19 protein-coding genes are annotated in these 20075 nt (G+C 71.4%); 6 read left to right on the top strand and 13 right to left on the bottom strand.

Annotated features, from left to right (window positions below):
- Window positions 1-194: 194 nt before the first annotated feature.
- Window positions 195-923: an SIMPL domain-containing protein gene (locus SSP24_RS08815; RefSeq protein ID WP_141308610.1), complete on the bottom strand. Its 729-nt coding sequence runs from the start codon at window positions 921-923 to the stop codon at window positions 195-197.
- 144 nt (window positions 924-1067) lie between these two features.
- Here SSP24_RS08815 and SSP24_RS08810 point away from each other — a divergent pair, with 144 nt between their 5' ends.
- Complete coding sequence (locus SSP24_RS08810) at window positions 1068-2876, top strand: bifunctional metallophosphatase/5'-nucleotidase (RefSeq protein ID WP_141308608.1); 1809 nt, start codon at window positions 1068-1070, stop codon at window positions 2874-2876.
- A 13-nt stretch (window positions 2877-2889) separates the two neighbouring features.
- Here the strand turns inward: SSP24_RS08810 and SSP24_RS08805 are convergent, their stop codons facing one another.
- The 7 genes from SSP24_RS08805 to SSP24_RS08775 form a co-directional block, all read right to left on the bottom strand.
- A complete protein-coding gene (locus SSP24_RS08805; protein ID WP_141308606.1) occupies window positions 2890-4473 on the bottom strand; it encodes a lysine N(6)-hydroxylase/L-ornithine N(5)-oxygenase family protein in 1584 nt (527 codons plus the stop codon).
- A complete protein-coding gene (locus SSP24_RS08800; protein ID WP_141308605.1) occupies window positions 4470-5828 on the bottom strand; it encodes a pyridoxal phosphate-dependent decarboxylase family protein in 1359 nt (452 codons plus the stop codon). The genes SSP24_RS08805 and SSP24_RS08800 overlap by 4 nt, the downstream gene beginning before the upstream one ends.
- A gap of 211 nt (window positions 5829-6039) precedes the next feature.
- Complete coding sequence (gene pepN / locus SSP24_RS08795) at window positions 6040-8523, bottom strand: aminopeptidase N (protein ID WP_141308603.1); 2484 nt, start codon at window positions 8521-8523, stop codon at window positions 6040-6042.
- 58 nt (window positions 8524-8581) lie between these two features.
- Complete coding sequence (locus tag SSP24_RS08790) at window positions 8582-9100, bottom strand: response regulator (protein WP_141308601.1); 519 nt, start codon at window positions 9098-9100, stop codon at window positions 8582-8584.
- Window positions 9101-9237: 137 nt separating this feature from the next.
- A complete protein-coding gene (locus SSP24_RS08785; RefSeq protein WP_141308599.1) occupies window positions 9238-9588 on the bottom strand; it encodes a chorismate mutase in 351 nt (116 codons plus the stop codon).
- Between the two features lie 42 nt (window positions 9589-9630).
- The gene (locus SSP24_RS43945) at window positions 9631-10077 is read right to left on the bottom strand and encodes a GNAT family N-acetyltransferase (protein ID WP_174864629.1); all 447 of its coding nucleotides are present in this window, start codon (window positions 10075-10077) and stop codon (window positions 9631-9633) included.
- Between the two features lie 272 nt (window positions 10078-10349).
- On the bottom strand, window positions 10350-11114 hold the full coding sequence (locus SSP24_RS08775) for a S1 family peptidase (RefSeq protein WP_229864869.1): 765 nt from the start codon (window positions 11112-11114) through the stop codon (window positions 10350-10352).
- 194 nt (window positions 11115-11308) lie between these two features.
- Between SSP24_RS08775 and SSP24_RS08770 the strand changes: the two genes are divergently transcribed.
- Window positions 11309-12205 (top strand): hypothetical protein, encoded by an 897-nt coding sequence (locus SSP24_RS08770; RefSeq protein ID WP_141308593.1) that lies wholly within the window; start codon window positions 11309-11311, stop codon window positions 12203-12205.
- A 58-nt stretch (window positions 12206-12263) separates the two neighbouring features.
- On the opposite strand, the gene SSP24_RS08765 is transcribed toward SSP24_RS08770, so the two are convergent.
- Both SSP24_RS08765 and SSP24_RS08760 read right to left on the bottom strand, forming a co-directional pair.
- The gene (locus SSP24_RS08765) at window positions 12264-13175 is read right to left on the bottom strand and encodes an SDR family oxidoreductase (protein WP_141308591.1); all 912 of its coding nucleotides are present in this window, start codon (window positions 13173-13175) and stop codon (window positions 12264-12266) included.
- Between the two features lies 1 nt (window position 13176).
- The gene (locus tag SSP24_RS08760; RefSeq protein WP_141308589.1) at window positions 13177-13935 is read right to left on the bottom strand and encodes an SDR family oxidoreductase; all 759 of its coding nucleotides are present in this window, start codon (window positions 13933-13935) and stop codon (window positions 13177-13179) included.
- Window positions 13936-14040: 105 nt separating this feature from the next.
- Here SSP24_RS08760 and SSP24_RS08755 point away from each other — a divergent pair, with 105 nt between their 5' ends.
- Genes SSP24_RS08755 through SSP24_RS08740 form a run of 4 tightly spaced genes read left to right on the top strand, consistent with a single transcriptional unit; the run spans window position 14041 to window position 17463 of the window.
- On the top strand, window positions 14041-14787 hold the full coding sequence (locus SSP24_RS08755) for an enoyl-CoA hydratase family protein (RefSeq protein WP_141308587.1): 747 nt from the start codon (window positions 14041-14043) through the stop codon (window positions 14785-14787).
- Window positions 14784-15662: a CoA transferase subunit A gene (locus tag SSP24_RS08750; protein WP_141308585.1), complete on the top strand. Its 879-nt coding sequence runs from the start codon at window positions 14784-14786 to the stop codon at window positions 15660-15662. The genes SSP24_RS08755 and SSP24_RS08750 overlap by 4 nt, the downstream gene beginning before the upstream one ends.
- Window positions 15659-16405: a CoA-transferase subunit beta gene (locus SSP24_RS08745; RefSeq protein ID WP_141308583.1), complete on the top strand. Its 747-nt coding sequence runs from the start codon at window positions 15659-15661 to the stop codon at window positions 16403-16405. Before SSP24_RS08750 ends, SSP24_RS08745 begins: the two co-directional genes overlap by 4 nt.
- Window positions 16405-17463 (top strand): NAD(P)H-dependent flavin oxidoreductase, encoded by a 1059-nt coding sequence (locus SSP24_RS08740; RefSeq protein WP_141308581.1) that lies wholly within the window; start codon window positions 16405-16407, stop codon window positions 17461-17463. Before SSP24_RS08745 ends, SSP24_RS08740 begins: the two co-directional genes overlap by 1 nt.
- Before the next feature lie 18 nt (window positions 17464-17481).
- Here the strand turns inward: SSP24_RS08740 and SSP24_RS08735 are convergent, their stop codons facing one another.
- From SSP24_RS08735 to SSP24_RS08725, 3 genes are read right to left on the bottom strand one after another with little or no spacing between them, the layout of a single operon-like run.
- Window positions 17482-18639 (bottom strand): acetyl-CoA C-acetyltransferase, encoded by a 1158-nt coding sequence (locus tag SSP24_RS08735; RefSeq protein WP_141308579.1) that lies wholly within the window; start codon window positions 18637-18639, stop codon window positions 17482-17484.
- Window positions 18640-18656: 17 nt separating this feature from the next.
- Window positions 18657-19271, bottom strand: coding sequence for a TetR/AcrR family transcriptional regulator (locus SSP24_RS08730; protein WP_141308577.1), 615 nt, complete (start codon window positions 19269-19271; stop codon window positions 18657-18659).
- Window positions 19272-19287: 16 nt separating this feature from the next.
- Window positions 19288-20073, bottom strand: coding sequence for an SDR family oxidoreductase (locus SSP24_RS08725; RefSeq protein ID WP_141308575.1), 786 nt, complete (start codon window positions 20071-20073; stop codon window positions 19288-19290).
- Between the last annotated feature and the right edge of the window lie 2 nt (window positions 20074-20075).

Below are 20075 nucleotides of genomic sequence, written 5' to 3'. Positions count from 1 at the left end.
AATGCGAGCCTAGGCCTTACCGGCGGGTAGATATTTGGTCGGGCGTGACTACTCAACAACCTTTGGGTGAAGGGGTGTTGACAACTGTTGAATTGTGCGGAGGGGTGCTCTGATGAGCATTCGCGCACCCGCGCACATTCACGGTCGTGCATTTACGCGGGTCGATTTTCGAATTACCGCCACCCCCACACCCGTCAAAGCCGCGGCGGCACCATCGTGAAACGGGCGTTGACCTGGGCGTGGACGTGTTGCCGCTGGGGTTCGAGATCGAGGGGTGCCGCGGCGGTGTCCTCGGCGGCGGCCGAGTAGGCCACGGAGCGCATCCGCCCACCGGGTGCCTGCGGGTACGGCTGGGGGCTTTCGGCGCCGATGTCGGCGAGTTCCACCAGGGCCGAGAGGGTCGTACCGAGCGCCTCGGCGTATTCGCGGGCGCGTTGCACTGCTTCGCGGACGGCCTGCTGGCGGGCCGTGCGGTGGGCGGGTGAGTCGGGGCGCAGTGCCCACCAGGGGCCGTCGACGCGGGTGAGGTCGAGGTCGGCGAGGCGGGAGGTGAGTTCGCCGAGGGCGGTGAAGTCGGTGAGTTCGGCGGTGATGTGGACGATGCCGTGGTAGGTGCGGATGCGTTCGCCGCGGCCGTGTTTGGTGAGTTCCGGGGTGATGGAGAAGGCGCCGGTCTCCAGCCGTTCGACGGCGTCGCCGTAGGACTTGACCAGGTCGAGGGCGGTGGCGTTGCGGCGGGTGAGGTCGTCGAGGGCGGAACGCCGGTCGCGGCCGCGGGCGGTGACGGTGATGCCGATGCGGGCGATCTCGGGGTCGACTTCCAGGTGGGCCTCGCCCCGGACGGCGATGCGAGGGGCGTCGGGGGTGCCGTAGGGGACGGCGGGCGGCTGGGGGTCCCCGGTGGGTGCGGTGGGTGAGGTCATACGTCCCACTCTGTCACCGCTCGGCGGGGTGCGGGCCTGGCCGGTCATCAGATCGCAACGTATTGGGCCTGTTGGGGACGGTCATGTCCGGGTCAGAATCTACGCGCGTCGTCACTTGTTCGATCTTGACTGGGAGAGCTCCACATGCCGTTGAACCGCCGGAAGTTCCTGAAGAAGTCCGCCGTGACCGGGGCGGGGGTGGCGATCGCCGGCGCGGCGGCGGCACCGGCGGAGGCAGCGCAGGCGCAGGCACAGGCGCACAAGAAGCGTCCCAAGCGGTACTCGTTCACCGTCATGGGCACCACCGACCTGCACGGCCACATCTTCAACTGGGACTACTTCAAGGACGCGGAGTACTCCGACGCCAAGGGCAACGCCCAGGGCCTGGCCCGGATCTCGACGCTGGTGAATCAGGTGCGCGAGGAGAAGGGCCGCCGCAACACGCTGCTGCTGGACGCGGGCGACACCATCCAGGGCACCCCGCTGACGTACTACTACGCGAAGGTCGACCCGATCACCGCCAAGGGCGGCCCGGTGCATCCGATGGCGCAGGCGATGAACGCCATCGGATACGACGCGGTGGCGCTCGGCAACCACGAGTTCAACTACGGCATCGAGACGCTGCGCCGGTTCGAGGAGCAGTGCCGGTTCCCGCTGCTCGGCGCCAACGCCGTCGACGCCAAGACGCTGCGGCCCGCCTTCCCGCCGTACTTCATGAAGACGTTCCGGGTGCCGGGCGCCCCGCCGGTGAAGGTCGCCGTGCTCGGGCTGACGAACCCGGGGATCGCGATCTGGGACAAGGCGTATGTGCAGGGCAAGCTGGTCTTCCCGGGTCTGGAGGAGCAGGCGGCGAAGTGGGTGCCGAAGCTGCGGTCGATGGGCGCGGACGTGGTGGTGGTCTCCGCGCACAGCGGCTCCTCGGGCACGTCGTCGTACGGTGACCAGCTGCCGTATGTGGAGAACGCCGCCGCCAACGTGGCCCGGCAGGTGCCCGGCATCGACGCGATCCTGGTCGGTCACGCGCACGTGGAGATCGAGGAGCTGCTGGTCACGAACGAGCAGACCGGCAGGACGGTCGTGCTGTCCGAACCGCTGTGCTACGCCGAACGGCTGACGTTGTTCGACTTCGAGCTGGTCTTCGCCAAGGGCAGGTGGCAGGTCGAGTCGGTCAAGGCGTCGCTGCGGAACTCGAACACGGTCGAGGACGACCCGCGGATCACCAGGCTGCTGTCGGACGAGCACGCGAAGGTGGTGGAGTACGTCAACCAGGTCGTCGGCACGGCGACGCAGACCCTGACGACGGTCGAGGCCCGCTACCAGGACGCCCCGATCATCGACCTGATCACGAAGGTGCAGGAGGACGTGGTCAGGGCGGCCCTGGCGGGTACCGAGTTCGCGTCGCTGCCGGTGATCGCACAGGCGTCGCCGTTCTCGCGGACGAGTGAGATCCCGGCCGGCGATGTGACGATCCGGGACCTGTCGAGCCTGTATGTGTACGACAACACGCTGGTCGCCAAGCTGATGACGGGCGCGCAGCTGCGGGCGTACCTGGAGTATTCGGCGGAGTACTTCGTGCAGACGGCGGCCGGCGCGCCGGTCGATGTGAACACGCTGACCAACGCGGGCGGCCGTCCGGACTACAACTACGACTACGTGTCGGGGCTGACGTACGAGATCGACATCGCGCAGCCGGCCGGTTCGCGGATCAGGAACCTGGCCTTCGACGGTGCGGCGTTGGACGACGCCCAGCAGTTCGTGCTGGCGGTGAACAACTACCGCGCCAACGGCGGTGGCGCGTTCCCGCATGTGGCGTCGGCGCGGGAGCTGTGGTCGGAGTCGACGGAGATCCGCACCCGGATCGCGGAGTGGGTGACCGCGAAGGGTGTGCTGGACCCGAAGGACTTCGCGTCGGTGGACTGGAAGCTCACGCGGGACGGCACGCCGGTGTTCTAGCCCTTCGCCGGTGTCAGGTCCCGTCCCGCAAGGGGGTGAGCTCCCCCGGGTGCCGAGCGGGAGGGACCTGGCTCCGCTGCTGTTCCAGGCCGAAGGTGGTGAACGCGGTGCGGTGCGGCAGCGGGTACGGTTCCTTGCCGGTCAGGGCGTTGAGGATGGTGGCGCTGCGCCAGGCGGCGAGGCCGAGGTCGGGGGTGCCGACGCCGTGGGTGTGGAGTGCGGTGTTCTGCACGAAGACCGCTCCGGTGACCGAGGGGTCGAGGACCAGGCGGTGTTCCTCGTCGACGCGCGGGCGGTCGCGGCTGTCGCGGCGCAGATAGGGTTCGAGGCCTGCGAGGAGGCGGGTGAGGGGGCGTTCGCGGTAGCCGGTGGCGAGGACGACGGCGTCGGTGGTGAGCCGGGAGCGGGTGCCCTGCTGGAGGTGTTCCAGATGGAGCTCGATCTTTGTGGTGGCGATCCGGCCGGCGGTGCGGACGGTGACGCCGGGGGTGAGGACGGCGTCGGGCCAGCCGCCGCCCAGGTTGCGACGGTAGAGCTCGTCGTGGATGGCGGCCATGGTGCCGGCGTCGATGCCTTTGTGGAGTTGCCACTGGGCGGTGACGAGCTGTTCGCGGACCGGTTCGGACAGGGCGTGGAAGTAGCGCGTGTAGTCGGGGGTGAAGTGCTCCAGGCCGAGCTTGGAGTACTCCATGGGTGCGAAGGCGTCGCTGCGGCCGATCCAGTGCAGCCGCTCCCGGCCGGCCGGGCGGTGCCGCAGCAGGTCGAGGAAGACTTCGGCGCCGGACTGCCCTGAGCCGACGACGGTGATGTGCTCGGCGGCGAGCAGGGTGGCGCGGTGGTCGAGGTAGTCGGCGGCGTGGATCACGGGCACGCCGGGTGCGTCGACTAGGGGCCTGAGCGGGTCGGGGACGTAGGGCTCGGTGCCGATGCCGAGGACGAGGTTCTTCGTGTACGTACGGCCGAGGGACTCGGCCTCCGCACCGGTGTCGAGCTGGGTGAAGTCGACCTCGAAGACATCGTGTTCGGCGTTCCAGCGGACGGCGTCGACGCGGTGGCAAAAGCGCAGTCCGGGGAGGTTCTCGGCCACCCAGCGGCAGTAGGCGTCGTACTCGGTGCGCTGGATGTGGAAGCGCTCGGCGAAGTAGAAGGGGAAGAGCCGCTCGCGGGTTTTGAGGTAGTTGAGGAAGGACCAGGGGCTGGCGGGGTCGGCGAGGGTCACCAGGTCGGCGAGGAAGGGCACCTGGACGGTGGTGCCGTCGATGAGCAGGCCGGGGTGCCAGTCGAAGGTGGGGCGCTGTTCGTAGAAGACGGCGTCGAGTTCGGCGAGCGGGTGGGCGAGTGCGGCGAGGGAGAGGTTGAACGGGCCGATGCCGATGCCGACCAGGTCGCGGGTGGCCTGGGGTTCTTGGGGGGCCGGGTGCGGGGCGGCAGCCGGGTTCGCGTGGGGGGTGGCCGGTGGCGTGGTCGGCGCGTTCGCGTGGGGAGTGACCGGTGGCGTGGCCGGCGCGTTCGCGTCGGGGGTGGCCGGTGGCGTGACTGGCGGGCTCGCGTCGAGGGTGGCCGGGGGCGTGGTCGGTGGGTTCGTCGGGGGGGTCATCGGGGGGTGTGTCCTTCCACCAGTTTCAGGAGGGCGGCCAGGTGGTCTGGCCTGGTGTGGGGGTTGAGGAGGGTGGCCTTGAGCCAGAGCCGGCCGTTCAGCCGGGCGCGGCCGAGGATCGCGCGGCCGTCGCCGAGGAGTCTTCGGCGTACGGCGGCCACGGCCTCGTCCGTGGCGTCGGCGGGGCGGAACAGGACCGTGCTGATGGTGGGCCGGTCGTACAGCTCGAAGCCCGGGTGCGCGGCGATCAGCCGGGCCAGTTCATCGGCGCGCTCGCACACCTGGTCGACGAGCGCGCCGAGGCCGCTCCGGCCGAGGGTTCTCAGCGTGACGGCGATCTTGAGGATGTCCGGGCGGCGGGTCGTTCGCAGTGAGCGGCCCAGCAGGTCGGGGAAGCCGGCGTCGGTGTCGTCGTCGGCGTTGAGGTAGTCGGCGCGCTGGTGCAGGGCGGCGAGGTCGCGGGCGTTCCGGACGGTGAGCAGTCCGGCGGCGATCGGCTGCCAGCCGAGTTTGTGCAGGTCGAGGGTGACGGTGTCGGCGGCGTCGAGCCCGGTGAGCCGGTGGCGGTGCCGTTCGCTGAACAGCAGCCCGCCGCCGTAGGCGGCGTCGATGTGCAGCCGGGCCCCGTGCGCGCGGCACAGGGCGGCGATCTCGGGCAACGGGTCGATCAGCCCGGCGTCGGTGGTGCCCGCGGTGGCGGCGACGAGCAGGGGGCCGGGCAGGTCGGTGAGGGCCTCGTCGAGGGCGGCCGGGTCGAGGGTGCCGGCCGGGGCGGGGACGGTGACGGGTTCGGGCAGGCCGAGCAGCCAGGCGGCGCGGGTGAGCGAGTGGTGGGAATTGGCCGCGGTGACCAGGTGGACGCTGCCGCCGTGGGCCTCGCGGGCGAGCAGCAGGGCGAGTTGGTTGGACTCGGTGCCGCCGGTGGTGACGAGGCAGTCGGCCGCGCCGGCCGCCTCGGCGAGCGCCCGAGTGACCAGGGCTTCCAGTGCGGAGGCGGCCGGGGCCTGGTCCCAGGAGTCGAGGGAGGGGTTGAGGGCGGTGGCGGCGAGGTCGGCGGCGGTGGCGAGGGCGAGCGGCGGGCAGTGCAGATGACCGGCGCACAGTGGGTCGGCCGGGTCGGCGGCGCCCTCGGCGAGCGCGTGCACCAGGGCGCGCAGGGCGTCCGGGTCGCCCTCGTCCGGCAGTACGTCCCCCAGCGCGTCCCGCATCCGCGCGGTCACCGCCTCCGGGCCACCCGCCGGGAGCGGGCCGCCGCGTGCCCGGCGGCCGGCGTCCAGCGCGTCGAGCACGGTGTCGAGCAACGGCCGCAGGGCGCCCGGGCCGTCGGGGCCTGAGGCGAGGGGCGGCGTGGGCATGTACCCAGCTTGTACGCGGAGGGGGCGGCGCGCCGGGAACGTGCGGGGAGAACGACCCGAAGGGGGTAATGAGCCGGGCGTTTGAAGGCTTCGTCGGCGTTGGTGTGGGCGTCGCTGGGGGCTGCCGCCCCCAGGCCCCGCTTTCGGCCCTGGACGGGCCTCGTCCTCAAACGCCGGACGGGCTGCCTTTCACCGACCGGCGCCAAGAGCGCTAGGCAGCCCTCCTCACCCGCAACGCCCGTGCCAAGTCGTCCAGTTGGTCGACCAGCTTCCGCCGCAGCGCCGGCGTCGGCTCCGCCTCGCGCAGGCACTCCTCGCCCAGGCGCAGGGTCTCGGTGTCGACGGCGTGGGTGGGGAAGGCCCAGTTGCCGGCGACCTTGGCCATGGCGGGGCCGCGGCGGGCGGCCAGGGCGACGGCGTCCTCGTAGTAGCGCGGCACGTACTCCCGGACCAGCTCGGCCTGTTCGGGCTGCCAGAAGCCCTGGGCGGTGGCCGTGAACAGGTAGTTGGACAGCTCGTCGTGGGCGAACATCGCCTCCCAGGCCGTCTGCTTGGCCCGCGGGTCGGGCAGGGCGGCACGGCAGCGGGCCGCGCCCTCCTGGCCGGTGGCGCTGGGGTCGCGGTCGAGTTCGGCGGCGATGGCGGTGTCGTCCGTGGCGCCGAGGACGGCGAGGCGGCCGAGGATGCGCCAGCGCAGCTCGGGGTCGAGCTCGGGTCCGCCGGGGACGATGCCGTCGGCGAGCCAGGCGGCGATGGTGTCGGGGTGGGCGGCGACGTCGATGAAGTGGCGTACGGCGAGCAGGCGCAGGCCTGGGTTGTCGCCGTCCTCGGTGCGGCGCAGCAGGTCGCGGCAGAGGGCGGAGAGGGTGCTCAGGGCGGCCGGGCGCTCCTCGGGGGTGAGGTAGCGGTCGGTGATCTGGCGGGTGGCGAAGCCGAGGACGCCCTGGACGAGGGCGAGGTCGCTCTCGTGCGGGAGGTGGGCGCGGGCGGTGTCCAGGTAGGCGGTGGGCGGGAGTTCGGCGTCGCGGACGGCGTCCCTGAGGGCGTTCCACACGACCGCTCGGGTGAGAGGGTCGGGCAGGCCGGACAGTTCCTCGCGCACGGTCCGGAAGGACCGGGGGTCGAAGCGGACCTTGGCGTAGGTGAGGTCGCCGTCGTTGAGGAGGAGCAGGGCGGGGCGCTTGCCGATGGGGTGGCCGTCGGGGTGCGGGACGTCGAGGTCGAGGCGTGCGCGCAGGGTGAGGCGGCCTTCGTCGCCGAGGTCCTGGTCGTAGAGGCCGACGGCGATGCGGTGCGGGCGGCTGCCGGTGTGGTCGACGGTGAGGGTGCAGGTGCCGTTGTCGCCGGTGGTGACGCGGGGCGTGAGGGTGTCGACGCCGGTGGTGCGCAGCCAGGCGTCGGCCCAGGCGTGCACGTCGCGTTCGGTGGTGGCGGCGAGGGAGTCGATGAAGTCGGCGAGGGTGGCGTTGGCGAACCGGTGCCGGGTGAAGTGGGTGTTGATGCCGGCGAGGAAGTCCTTCTCGCCGAGCCAGGTGACGAGCTGGCGCAGGGCGGAGGCGCCCTTGGCGTAGGAGATGCCGTCGAAGTTGAGCAGGGCGGAGGCGGTGTCGGGGACGGCGTCGGGGGCGACGGGGTGGGTGGAGGGGCGCTGGTCGGCGTCGTAGCCCCAGCCCTTGCGGGCGACGCCGAACTCGGTCCAGGTGCCCGTGAAGCGGGTGGCTTCGCTGAGCGTCTGGTAGCCCATGTACTCGGCGAAGGACTCGTTCAGCCAGATGTCGTCCCACCACTTGAGGGTGACGAGGTCGCCGAACCACATGTGGGCCATCTCGTGGGCGATGACCATCGCGCGGGTCTGCCGCTCGGTGTCGGTGACGGCGGAGCGGTAGACGAACTCGTCGCGGAAGGTGACCAGTCCCGGGTTTTCCATGGCGCCCGCGTTGAACTCGGGGACGAACGCCTGGTCGTAGGAGTCGAAGGGGTAGGGCTCCTCGAACTTCTCGTGGTAGCGGTCGAAGCAGGCCCGCGTGACGTCGAGGATCTCGGCGGCGTCCGCGTCCAGGTAGGGGGCGAGCGAGCGGCGGCAGTGGATGCCGAAGGGCAGGCCGCGGTGTTCGGTGCGCACCGAGTGCCAGGGGCCGGCGGCGACGGCGACGAGGTAGGTGGAGATCAGCGGGGTCGGCGCGGCCTTCCACACGCCGTCCGTGTGCTCGGTGATGCCGTTGGCGAGTACGGTCCAGCCCTCGGGCGCCTTCACCGACAGCTCGAAGACGGCCTTCAGGTCGGGCTGGTCGAAGGCGGCGAAGACCCGCTGGACGTCGTCCAGGAACAGCTGGGTGTAGACGTAGGTCTCGCCGTCGGTGGGGTCGGTGAAGCGGTGCATGCCCTCGCCGGTGCGGGAGTAGCGCATGGCGGCGTCGACGCGCAGCTCGTGGTCGCCCGCGGTGAGGTTCTTCAGGGGCAGGCGGTTGCCGTCGAGGGTCTCGGGGTCGAGGGGCTGTCCGTCCAGGGTGACGGAGCGTAGCTCGGCGGGCTTCAGCTCGACGAACGTGTCCGCGTCCGTGCGCGCGGTGAACCCGATCACCGTACGGGAGTCGAAGGTCTCGTCACCGGTGGTCAGGTCGAGATCGATCCTGTAGTGACGGACGTCGATGAGCTGGGCACGGGTCTGCGCTTCGTCGCGCGTGAGTACGGACATGGATCACATGCTGCCTGATGCCACCGACAGTGGGACAGGGGCGGGCGGTTTCGCGGGGTTACGTGCGGTCCTGCGCGGGCGTCGACACGCGCCGGTCGCGCTGCACGGGCAGGCGTGCGCCCGGCTTGTCCGGCTGCGCCTCGGACTCGATCAGGGCACGCAGTTCGCGGACCTCGCGCTCCAGGGCCTGGTGGCGCTGGTGGGCGTCGTACAGGTAGCGGATCTTGGTGCGCAGCGCCCATGGGTCGACGGGTTTCATGAGGAGGTCGGCGACGCCCAGTTCGAAGGCGGTGGAGGTCAGTTCGTGGTCCGGGCCGTAGCCGGTGAGCAGGACGACGGGGATGTGCTGGGTCTGTTCCAGGCGGCGCAGGTAGCGCACCACGTCCAGGCCGCTGACGCCGGGCATGCGCACATCGAGCAGCAGCAGGCCGACCTGGCCGCGCAGTACCTGTTTCAGGGCTTCGTCGCCGCTGGTGGCGCGGCCCAGGTCGTAGCCGAGCGGGGCCAGGGCGCTCTCCAGCGCGTACAGCGTGTCCTCGTGGTCGTCGACGATGAGGATCTTGGCGTCCGACCCCATGCCCGAACTCCCTCCGGCGTGGACACCAGAGTATGCGAGGCGCTGACGGTCAGTGGTCGCCACTTGACGATCAGTACGCGGCGCGGGCGGCCCCCTCCCGTGCCGCGCTGTCCCGTGCCGGGCCGGGTTCGCCGAGGTCAGTCGGCTGTCGGCGAGGTGCCGTTCACGGTGTCCTCGGCGATGCGCTCGTGGTGCCTGATCACTTCGCCGATGATGAAATTGAGAAACTTTTCAGCGAATCCCGGGTCGAGCTTGGCACTCTCGGCGAGGGCGCGCAGCCGGTCGATCTGCCGTGCCTCGCGCGCCGGGTCGGCGGGCGGCAGCCGGTGCAGGGCTTTGAGTCGGCCGACCTGCTGGGTGCATTTGAAGCGCTCGGCGAGCATGTGGACGACGGCCGCGTCGATGTTGTCGATGCTGTCGCGCAGCCGGGAGAGTTCCGCGCGCACGGCCGGGTCGACATCGCCGGTGGTGGTGTTGCTGGTGGTCATGAGCGCCCACCCTACGCGGCCGGTGGCGGTTGCCGGATGCCCTCAGGATCCGATGACCTTGTGCAGATACACGTCCTCGTGCCCGCCGGGAACGCCCGGCAGGCGCCCGGCCTCGCGGAAGCCGAGTTTCCGGTAGAAGTCCGGGGCCTGGAAGGTGTACGAGGAGACGATCATGTCCGTGCAGCCACGCCGTACGGCCTCCTCCTCGGCGGCCCGCATGAGCTTGCTGCCCCATCCGGCGTGCCGCTGGTCTGCCCGGACCCACAGCATCTCCACGCCGCACTGGCCGCCCCAGACCCACCCGGTCAGTCCGCCGAGCAGTTCGCCGTCGGCGGCGGTGACCCGGACGCTGAACTCGTCGGGTTCCCCGGCGCCGGTCGCCGCCGCGTTGAACGCGGTCAGCTCGTCGTCGAGGCGCTGCTCCAGGTCGTCGTCCTGGCCGCCGACCTGGAGGGTTGCGGCGGGCGTGGAGGGCTGTTCGGTGGTCACGTCCGGGAGTCTGCCAGGGGGCGGAACCGCCGACGACCGGAATTCCGGTCCCTGCGGGTAGCCCGGCAGGGTTTCCGGCCGCCCTCGGGAAGCCCGGCAGGGTTCCCGGCCGCCCTCGGGAAGCCCGGCAGGGTTTCCGACCGTCCTCGGGAAGCCCGGCAGGAATTCCGGCCGCCGACGGGTAACCCGGCAGGAATTCCGGCCGCCCACGATTAGCCCGGCAGGAATTCCGACCCGCCACGGGTATCCAGGCATACGGCCGCCGCCCCGCCCTACAGCGCGTTGGCCGCCCGGGCTATGTCCTTCGCGAAGTGGCTGACCTCGGTGTACACGCCGGGGACGCCGGTGCGGGCGCAGCCGTCGCCCCAGCTGACGATGCCGACCTGGATCCACTTACCGGCGTCGTCCTTGCGGAACATGGGGCCGCCGGAGTCGCCCTGGCAGGTGTCGATGCCGCCGCTCTGGTAGCCGGCGCACAGCTCCTCCTTGGCCACCAGCCGGTTGCCGTAGTGCCACTTGCACGCGCGGTCGGTGACGAAGGGCACCGTGGCCTTCTGCAGCTTGGTGGTGCCGGTGCCCGCGCCCTCCCGGGTGTCGCCCCAGCCGGCGATGGTGAAGGTGCCGCGGTTGTAGCGGTTGGTGGTGGCGATCTTCAGCGTGGGCTTGTTGATGGGCCGGGCCAGCTTGATCAGCGCCCAGTCCTTGCCCGTGCCGTCGTAGCCCGGCGCCACCTTGACCTTGGTCGACTTGACCTTGATCGCGGCGGCGGAGTTGAGGTCGGCGACACCCGCGGTGACGGTTATGCGGTTGTTGTTGCCGGAGCCCTCCATGCAGTGGGCGGCGGTCAGGACGACGTCCTTCTTGTAGAGCGCGCCGCCGCAGCCCATCGAGAGGTGGACCATGAACGGGAACTCGTTCTGCGCGGCGGGCTTTCCGCCGATCACGCGTGTGTCCGCGGCCTGCGCGCTGACCGGCTGGAGGCTGGCGACCGCGAGAGCGACGGCACCGGCCGCCGCGGCTCTTCTGGCCAGGGTCAGACCGTTTCTCCTCGTCGCGTTATGGGTCAACGTACTTCCCTCCGTGGGGGGTTGGGCGGCTGGTCAGTATGAAGATCGGACAGCGTCCATGACAAGGACTGATCTCACGCCCCCACGGCGCAACCCGCCGAGCGAAATTCCGCGCTCCCCCTCGTACAGTGGAATCGGGTTCAAGGCGCTTTGGGGGTAAGGGCGTGGCGAACGACGGACCGGTCGAGCACGGCTACCCACACCTGGAGACGGTGCGGGCCGCCATCACCGCGCTGTACAAGCGGCTGTCGTACGACACCATCCAGACGTTCTCGACCAGCGTGCCCCCGGCCGACGTGGCGTTCTGCGACACCGACGACCTCTATCTGGGCGCCCAGCGCGTGGCCCGCGAGCTGGTGCGGCACTACCGGCTGCCGGACGCCCGCGTGATCGTCAGCTTCCGCGAGATGCACCACGCGGCGAACGTCGAACTCACCGCAGGCCCCGAGTACTTCGTGGAGCTGAACGACCGCTTCCGCACCCACCGCCGGGACATCGGCGCGGCGCTCGCGCACGAGATCATGCACGTCTATCTGCACCGCCTGGACCTGTCGTTCCCTGGCACGCGCGACAACGAGATCCTCACGGACACGGCGACGACGTATCTGGGCGCCGGCTGGCTGCTGCTCGACGCCTACCGGGAGGACGCGGCCTCCAGTCAGAAGCTCGGCTATCTGACCCCCGAGGAGTTCGGGTACGTGCTCGCCAAGCGCGCCCTGGTGTTCGGCGAGGACCCGTCGATCTGGTTCACCAGCCCGCAGGCGTACACGGCGTATGTGAAGGGCATGACGCTGGCCCGCCGCGACGAGCAGCAGCCACCGCTCACCGCGGCGGGCTGGGCGGGCCGCCGCCGCTACGCCCGCGACCGCCGCCACGCCCAGAGCCAGCACGTCCTGGTCAGCGCACCGGGTACGCCGTACGCCTTCACCCCCGACGCCCGCGGCCCGCTGCGGGTGTCGTTCCCCTGCCCCACGTGTCACCAGCGGATCAGGGTGCCGGTACGGGGGCGGATGCGGGCGCGGTGTGCGCTGTGCCGGACGGTGCTGGAGTGCGATACGTAGGCTTGCCGCACGTGACGCTCACGCCTGGCTTCCGTACACCGGCCCGGGCACGTGACGCTCAGGTCTGACTGCCGTACACCGGCCCAGGCACGTCCGACCCGGCCAGCAAGCCTCGTACCGCCTCGTCCAGTTCCGCCACGCCCCACCGCGCCCCCTTGTCCACGGTGGGCCCCGCCCGCCACCCCTCCATCACGGTGATACGGCCGCCCTCCGCCTCGAACACCCGGCCGGTCACCCCCGCACTCGCGGCGGACCCGAGCCAGACGACCAGTGGGGCCACGTTCTCCGGGGCCATGGCGTCGAATCCGCCGTCCGGTGCCGCCATGGCCTCGGCGAACGTCCGCTCCGTCATACGGGTACGCGCCGCCGGGGCGATGGCGTTGACCTGGACGCCGTACCGCCGGAGTTCGGCCGCCGCGACCAAGGTGAGCCCTACGATCCCGGCCTTGGCGGCGCTGTAGTTGCCCTGCCCGACCGAGCCGAGCAGTCCGGCGCCACTGCTGGTGTTGACGATGCGGGCGACCGGCGTGCGGCCTGCCTTGGCCTCGGTGCGCCAGTGCGCGGCGGCGTGCTTCAGAGGCAGGAAGTGGCCCTTGAGGTGGACGCGCAGGACGGCGTCCCAGTCGTCCTCGTCGAGGTTGACGAGCATCCGGTCGCGCAGGAACCCGGCGTTGTTGACGAGCGTGTCGAGGCGGCCGTACGTCTCCAGGGCGGTCCGGATCAGGGAAGCGGCGCCCTCGCTGGTGGCGATATCGCCGGCGTGGGCGACGGCCTCGCCGCCCGCCGCGCGGATCTCGTCGGCCACGCGGGCGGCCGGGCTGTCGGCGCCGGGCAGCCCGTCGAGGCCGACCCCGAGGTCGTTGACGACGACCCGCGCCCCCTCGGAGGCGAAGGCGAGCGCGTGCGCCCGCCCGAGCCCCCGGCCGCCCCCGGTGACGGCGACGACCCGGCCCTCACAGCTACGGCTCATCTCATCCCTCCTTGTGGGCCGTCGCGGCGTCCAGGAACACGGGACGCTCGCCACCGCCGTGCACGTGCAGACTGGCTCCGCTGATGTACGAGGCGGCGTCGGACGCGAGGAACACGGCGGCCGCCCCGACGTCGGCCGGAGTGGCGAGCCGCCCGAGCGGGATCGTGCGGGAGACGGCCGCGACGCCGTCCTCGCCGCCGTAGTGCAGATGGGACAGCTCGGTGTGGACCATGCCGACGACGAGGGTGTTAACGCGTACGTGGGGCGCCCACTCCACCGCCATCGAGCGGGCGAGGCTCTCCAGCCCGGCCTTGGCGGCGCCGTACGCGGCCGACCCGGGTGACGGGCGGCCTCCGCTGACGCTGCCGATCATCACCACGCACCCCCGCGCCCGCCGCAACGGCTCGTACGCGGCGAGCGACGCGGTCAGCGGAGCGACGAGGTTGAGCTCGACGACACGGGCATGCCGCTCGGCGTCGGCCTCGGTCAGCAGCCGGTACGGCGTGCCTCCGGCGTTGTTGACGAGGACGTCCAGCCGGGGCAGCGCGGCGAAGAAGTCCCGTACGGCATCGGGCTCTCGCAGGTCGAGGGGTACGAACCGGCTGCCCTCGACGGGGACTTCGGGTGGCCGCCGCGCACAGGTCACCACCTCGGCACCGGCCTCGGCGAACGCCCGTGCGATCCCGGCGCCGACCCCTCGGGTGCCGCCGGTGACGACGACGGTCCGGCCGTCGAGCCGTGGGAACGGCGAGTTATCCACAAGGGCGGCTTTGTCCACAGGGGCTCCCACGCTGAATCGGCGACTGCTAGCTTCGAAGCCACGAACACCTAACAAATGTTTGGTGGAAAGGTAGCTGATGCGGCCATGGGTGTCTCCACCTCGTCCCCGGAAAAGGGGATTTCCGTCGTCACGGTCGACTTCCCGCCGGTGAACGCGCTGCCGGTGCACGGCTGGTACGCCCTGGCGGACGCCGTGCGCGCGGCCGGGCGGGACCCGGAAGTGCGCTGTGTCGTGCTGACGGCCGAGGGGCGCGGCTTCAACGCGGGGGTGGACATCAAGGAGATACAGGCGCGGGGCCAGAGAGCCCTGCTGGGCGCCAACTCGGGGTGCGCGGAGGCATTCGCGGCGGTGTACGAGTGCGAGGTGCCGGTCCTGGCGGCGGTGCAGGGCTTCTGTCTGGGCGGCGGCATCGGGCTCGTCGGCAACGCGGACGCGATCGTGGCGAGCGAGGACGCCACCTTCGGCCTGCCGGAGCTGGACCGGGGGGCCCTCGGCGCGGCCACGCACCTGGCCCGCCTGGTCCCGCAGCACCTCATGCGCACGCTGTACTACACCTCCCGCACGGCGAGCGCGGCCGAGCTGCACGCGCACGGCTCGGTGTGGCGGGTGGTGCCGCGCGCGGAACTGCGCGGGGCGGCCCTGGAGTTGGCCCGGGAGATCGCCGCCAAGGACGGCCGGCTGCTGCGTCTGGCGAAGGCGGCGATCAACGGCATCGATCCCGTCGACGTGCGCCGCAGCTACCGCTTCGAGCAGGGGTTCACGTTCGAGGCCGCGGTGAGCGGGGTGGCGGACCGGGTCCGGAGCACCTTCGGAAAGGACGTGCCGGAGTGACCGACAAGACGATGAGCGCCGACGAGGCCGTGGCCCGGCTGGAGAGCGGCATGACCCTCGGCATCGGCGGGTGGGGCTCGCGCCGGAAACCGATGGCCCTGATCAGAGCACTGCTCCGGACCGGGATCACGGATCTCACCGTGGTCTCGTACGGCGGCCCGGACGTCGGCATGCTCGCCGCCGCCGGCCGGATCCGCAAGCTGGTCGCCGCCTTCACCACCCTCGACTCCATCCCGCTCGAACCGCACTACCGCACGGCCCGGGAGCGAGGGGCGTTCGAGCTGATGGAGATCGACGAGGCGATGTTCCTGTGGGGACTGCACGCGGCCGCGAACCGGCTGCCCTTCCTGCCGGTACGAGCCGGGATCGGCTCGGACGTCATGCGGGTCAACCCCGGTCTGCGCACGGTGACGTCGCCGTACGACGACGGGGAGACGTTCGTGGCCATGCCCGCCCTGCGCATGGACGCGGCCCTGGTCCACGTCAACCGCGCGGACCGGCGGGGCAACGGGCAGTATCTGGGCCCCGACCCGTACTTCGACGACCTGTTCTGCGCGGCGGCCGAGACGGCGTACATCTCGTGCGAGCGGATCGTGGACACGGCCGAGCTGACGAAGGAGGCGGCACCGCAGACGCTGCTCATCCCGCGGCACACGGTGACCGGCGTCGTCGAGGCCCCGAACGGCGCCCACTTCACGTCCTGCGCGCCCGACTACGCACGGGACGAGGCATTTCAGCGGCACTACGCGACCACGCCCTGGCCGGAGTTCGCCGAACGGTTCCTCACCGGGGACGAGCACGCGTACCGGTCCGCCGTCCGCGCTTGGCACGAGGGGGACGGCGCGGAGCGCCGAGAGAAGGAGGAGCGCCCATGACCGATACGACGACGCCCACGCCCACCCGCGCCGAGTACTGCGTGATCGCCTGCTCCGAGGCCTGGCGCGACGCAGGCGAGATACTCGCGAGCCCCATGGGCCTGATCCCCTCCCTCGGCGCCCGCCTCGCCCGGCACACCTTCGCCCCCGACCTGCTGCTCACCGACGGCGAGGCGACGCTGGTGGACGCCGACGGCAACCCCGAGGGCTGGTTGCCATACCGCCGGCACCTCACCCTCGTCACCGGCGGCAAACGGCACGTGATGATGGGCGCCAGCCAGATCGACCGCCACGGCAACCAGAACATCTCCTGCATCGGAGACTGGGCCAAGCCGTCCCGGCAGTTGCTCGGCGTGCGCGGGGCGCCGGTCAACACGTTGAACAACCCGACGAGTTACTGGATCCCCCGGCACTCCCGGCGGGTGTTCGTCGAGCGCGTCGACATGGTGTGCGGGGTCGGCCACGACCGTGCCGCCCGCCATCCGGAGACGGCCCGCTTCCATCACCTGCCCCGCGTCGTCTCGGACCTCGGCGTCTTCGACTTCGCGACGCCGGACCACTCCATGCGGATCGCCTCCCTGCACCCAGGGGTGACCGTCCCGCAGGTCAGGGAAGCGACCGGCTTCGAGCTGGTGATCCCGGCCGAGATACCGGAGACCCGCGCCCCCACTTCCGAGGAGCTGCGCCTGATCCGCGAGGTGATCGACCCGGCGAACACCCGTGAACGGGAGGTGCGGTCGTGATGGAGACGGCGCTCACCAGGCTGGTCGGCGTACGGCACCCGATCGTGCAGGCCGGGATGGGCTGGGTGGCGGGCCCCCGCCTGGTCTCGGCGACGGCGAACGCGGGGGCGCTGGGCATCCTGGCGTCGGCCACGATGACGGTCGACCAGTTACGGGAGGCGATACGGGAGGTCGGGGCGCGGACGACGGCACCGTTCGGGGTCAACCTGCGCGCGGACGCGCAGGACGCGGCGGACCGGGTGCAGATCATGATCGAGGAGGGGGTGCGGGTCGCGTCCTTCGCCCTCGCGCCCTCCCGTGAACTGATCGCCGCGCTCAAGGAGTCGGGCGTGGTCGTCGTCCCGTCCGTCGGCGCGCGGCGGCATGCCGAGAAGGTCGCGGCGTGGGGCGCGGATGCCGTGATCGTGCAGGGCGGTGAGGGCGGCGGGCACACCGGGGAGGTGGCGACGACGGTGCTGTTGCCGCAGGTGGTGGACGCCGTGGACATCCCGGTCGTGGCGGCGGGCGGCTTTTTCGACGGGCGGGGCCTGGTCGCGGCGCTGGCGTACGGGGCGGCGGGCGTGGCCATGGGGACGCGGTTCCTGCTGACGTCGGACTCGACGGTGCCGGACGCGGTGAAGGCGAGGTATCTGGCGGCGACGGTCAGGGACGTGACGGTCACGACGGCGATCGACGGCCTGCCCCACCGCATGCTGCGCACCGAACTGGTTGACGCGATGGAGAGGTCAGGCCGGACCAGGAGACTCCTCCGGGCCGTCCACCGAGCCGCCGGGTTCCGGCGGATCTCCGGTCTCACCTGGCGCCGGATGCTCCAGGACGGCCTCGCCCTGAAGCACGGCAAGGACCTGACCTGGAGCCAGGTCCTGCTGGCCGCGAACACGCCGATGCTGCTCAGATCGGCGATGGTTCAAGGCCGTACGGACCTCGGGGTGATGGCGTCCGGCCAGGTCGCCGGGGTCATCGACGACCTGCCGTCGTGCGCGGAGCTGGTGGAGCGGATCGTGGGGGAGGCGGAGGCCGTGCTGAAGTCGCTTGAGCTGCTCAGACGTACTCAGTGACCGCCTCCCCGCAGCCCCTCAGACCCGCTCGATGATCGTCACGTTGGCCTGCCCGCCGCCCTCGCACATCGTCTGCAGCCCGAACCGCCCGCCCGTGCGCTCCAGTTCGTGCAGCAGCGTCGTCATCAGCTTCGCGCCGGTCGCGCCGAGCGGGTGGCCCAGGGCGATCGCGCCGCCGTTGACGTTGACCTTGTCGGGGTCGGCGCCGGTCTCCTTCAGCCAGGCCAGGACGACCGGGGCGAAGGCCTCGTTGATCTCGACGAGGTCGATGTCGTCGAGGGTGAGGCCGGTCTTCTTAAGGGCGTGGGCGGTGGCGGGGATCGGGGCGGTCAGCATGCGGATCGGGTCCTCGCCGCGCACCGAGAGGTGATGGACCCGGGCCCGCGGCGTCAGCCCGTGCTCGCGTACCGCCCGCTCCGAGGCCAGCAGCAGTGCCGCGGCACCGTCGGAGACCTGGGACGAGCAGGCCGCCGTGACCGTGCCGCCGTCGATGACAGGCTTCAGCGCGGCCATCTTCTCCAGCGAGGTGTCCCGCCGCGGCCCCTCGTCGACGGTCACGTCCCCGTACGGCAGGGTTTCGCGCGCGAAGCGCCCCTCGTCGATCGCCCGCACCGCCCGATGGTGCGAGCGCAGCGCGAACTCCTCCTGCTCCGGCCGGCCGATCCCCCACTTCGCGGCGATCATCTCGGCGCCGGCGAACTGGTTCACCGGCCGGTCCCCGTACCGCGCCCGCCAGCCCTCGCTGCCCGCGAACGGCCCCTGCGTGAAGCCCAGTGGCTCGGCGGCCTGCCGGGTGGCGTAGGCGATGGGGATCTGCGACATGTTCTGCACGCCCCCGGCGACCACGAGGTCCTGCGTCCCGGACAGTACCGCCTGCGCCGCGAAGTGCACGGCCTGCTGCGAGGACCCGCACTGCCGGTCGACGGTCACGCCCGGCACCTCCTCGGGCAGCCCGGCCGCCAGCCAGCAGGTCCGCGCGATGTCCCCGGCCTGCGGCCCCACCGCGTCCAGGCACCCAAAGACGACGTCCTCGACGGCCGCCGGGTCCACCCCGGCCCGCGAGACCAGCTCCCCCAGCACATGTGCTCCCAGGTCGGCCGGGTGGACCGCGCTGAGTCCTCCCCCGCGTCGCCCGACGGGCGTACGGACCGCTTCGACGATATAGGCCTCGGCCATGACGACTCCCCAGCGAGTTAGGCGCGTACGGCGATCCCGTCCAGCACCATCGACAGGTACTGCCGGGCGATCTCCTCCGGACTGTGCTGTCCGCCCGGCCGGTACCAGGACGCGGCGACCCACACGGTGTCCCGCACGAACCGGTAGGTGAGCCGGACGTCGAGGTCGTCCCGGAAGACCCGGCCGGCGACCCCGCGTTCCAGCGTGGACAGCCACGCTTTTTCGAACCTGCGCTGCGACTCGGCGAGGAACGTGAACCGTTCCTGCGCCGCCAGCTGCCTGGACTCCTTCTGGTAGATCGCGACAGCGGCGCGGTGCCGGTCGATCTCCCGGAACGACTCGGTGACCAGTGCCTCCAGCGTCTCCCGCGGCCCGAGCCCGGCGTCCAGGACGGCGTCGTAGCCGTCCCAGAGCTCGTCGAGGAAGGTGCGCAGGATCTCCTCCAGCATCGACTCCTTGGAGTCGAAGTGGTAGTAGAGGCTGCCCGCGAGCATGCCCGCGTGGTCGGCGATGGTCCTAACGGTCGTGGCGTTGTACCCCTGCTCGGCGAAGACCTCGGCGGCGGTGCGCAGGAGTTCGCGGCGGCGCGCCGGTGCGGAGGCGGTCACCTGGGGGTTCTTCTTGGTCGGCACGGCACCCATTGTGGGCCTACGGATGTTGGCTGCTGACGGAGACGACCTCTCCGGTCAGATACGACGAGTACCCGGACGCCAGGAACACGATCACGTTGGCCACCTCCCAGGGTTCCGCGTACCGCCCGAAGGCCTCGCGCGCGGTGAGTTCCGCGAGCAGCTCGGGGGTGGTCACCTTCACCAGGTGCGGATGCATGGCGAGGCTCGGCGCGACCGCGTTGACCCGCACCCCGTACTCCGCGGCCTCCACCGCCGCGCACCTGGTCAGCGCCATCACCCCGGCTTTCGCGGCGGCGTAGTGCGCCTGCCCGGCCTGGGCCCGCCAGCCGACGACGGAGGCGTTGTTGACGATCACGCCGCCTGTCTCCTTCATCAGGCGCAGGGCGGCCCGCGTGCACCGGAACGTACCGTTCAACGTCACGTCCAGCACCCGCGACCACTGCTCGTCGGTCATGTCGACGAGGTACGAAGTGCCGCCCAGCCCTGCGTTGTTGACGACGACATCGAGCCGCCCGTGCTCCCGCACAGCCGTCTCGAACAGCGCCTGCACCTGCGTCTCGTCGGTCACGTCGCACGGCAGCGCGGCCACGGCCTCACCGCCGAACTCCCCGGCCAACTCCGCTTCGTACTCCTTGAGCCGCCGCACATGCGCGTCACTGATCAGCACGCGCGCGCCCTCCTGAAGGAACCGGCGCGCGGTCGCCCCGCCGATCCCCGCACCGGCCGCGGCCGTGATGACGGCGGTGCGGCCCTTCAGCAGCCCGTGCCCGGGCACATACGCCGGACTCTCGACGCCTGTCATGG

The organism is Streptomyces spinoverrucosus, assembly GCF_006539505.1.
Lineage (GTDB): Bacteria > Actinomycetota > Actinomycetes > Streptomycetales > Streptomycetaceae > Streptomyces > Streptomyces spinoverrucosus.
Note: the sequence above shows the minus strand (reverse complement) of the source record. Positions and strands in the feature narration are given on the sequence as shown.

Excerpts from the sequence above, each read along its gene's own strand:
- pepN (WP_141308603.1), bottom strand. The coding sequence starts at position 8,523 with ATGTCCGTACTCACGCGCGACGAAGCGCAGACCCGTGCCCAGCTCATC.
- SSP24_RS08810 (WP_141308608.1), top strand. The coding sequence starts at position 1,068 with ATGCCGTTGAACCGCCGGAAGTTCCTGAAGAAGTCCGCCGTGACCGGG.
- SSP24_RS08790 (WP_141308601.1), bottom strand. The coding sequence starts at position 9,100 with ATGGGGTCGGACGCCAAGATCCTCATCGTCGACGACCACGAGGACACG.
- SSP24_RS08745 (WP_141308583.1), top strand. The coding sequence starts at position 15,659 with ATGACCGATACGACGACGCCCACGCCCACCCGCGCCGAGTACTGCGTG.
- SSP24_RS08815 (WP_141308610.1), bottom strand. The coding sequence starts at position 923 with ATGACCTCACCCACCGCACCCACCGGGGACCCCCAGCCGCCCGCCGTC.
- SSP24_RS08765 (WP_141308591.1), bottom strand. The coding sequence starts at position 13,175 with ATGAGCCGTAGCTGTGAGGGCCGGGTCGTCGCCGTCACCGGGGGCGGC.
- SSP24_RS08755 (WP_141308587.1), top strand. The coding sequence starts at position 14,041 with ATGGGTGTCTCCACCTCGTCCCCGGAAAAGGGGATTTCCGTCGTCACG.
- SSP24_RS08785 (WP_141308599.1), bottom strand. The coding sequence starts at position 9,588 with ATGACCACCAGCAACACCACCACCGGCGATGTCGACCCGGCCGTGCGC.
- SSP24_RS08725 (WP_141308575.1), bottom strand. The coding sequence starts at position 20,073 with ATGACAGGCGTCGAGAGTCCGGCGTATGTGCCCGGGCACGGGCTGCTG.
- SSP24_RS08800 (WP_141308605.1), bottom strand. The coding sequence starts at position 5,828 with ATGCCCACGCCGCCCCTCGCCTCAGGCCCCGACGGCCCGGGCGCCCTG.
- SSP24_RS08740 (WP_141308581.1), top strand. The coding sequence starts at position 16,405 with ATGGAGACGGCGCTCACCAGGCTGGTCGGCGTACGGCACCCGATCGTG.
- SSP24_RS08805 (WP_141308606.1), bottom strand. The coding sequence starts at position 4,473 with ATGACCCCCCCGACGAACCCACCGACCACGCCCCCGGCCACCCTCGAC.
- SSP24_RS08735 (WP_141308579.1), bottom strand. The coding sequence starts at position 18,639 with ATGGCCGAGGCCTATATCGTCGAAGCGGTCCGTACGCCCGTCGGGCGA.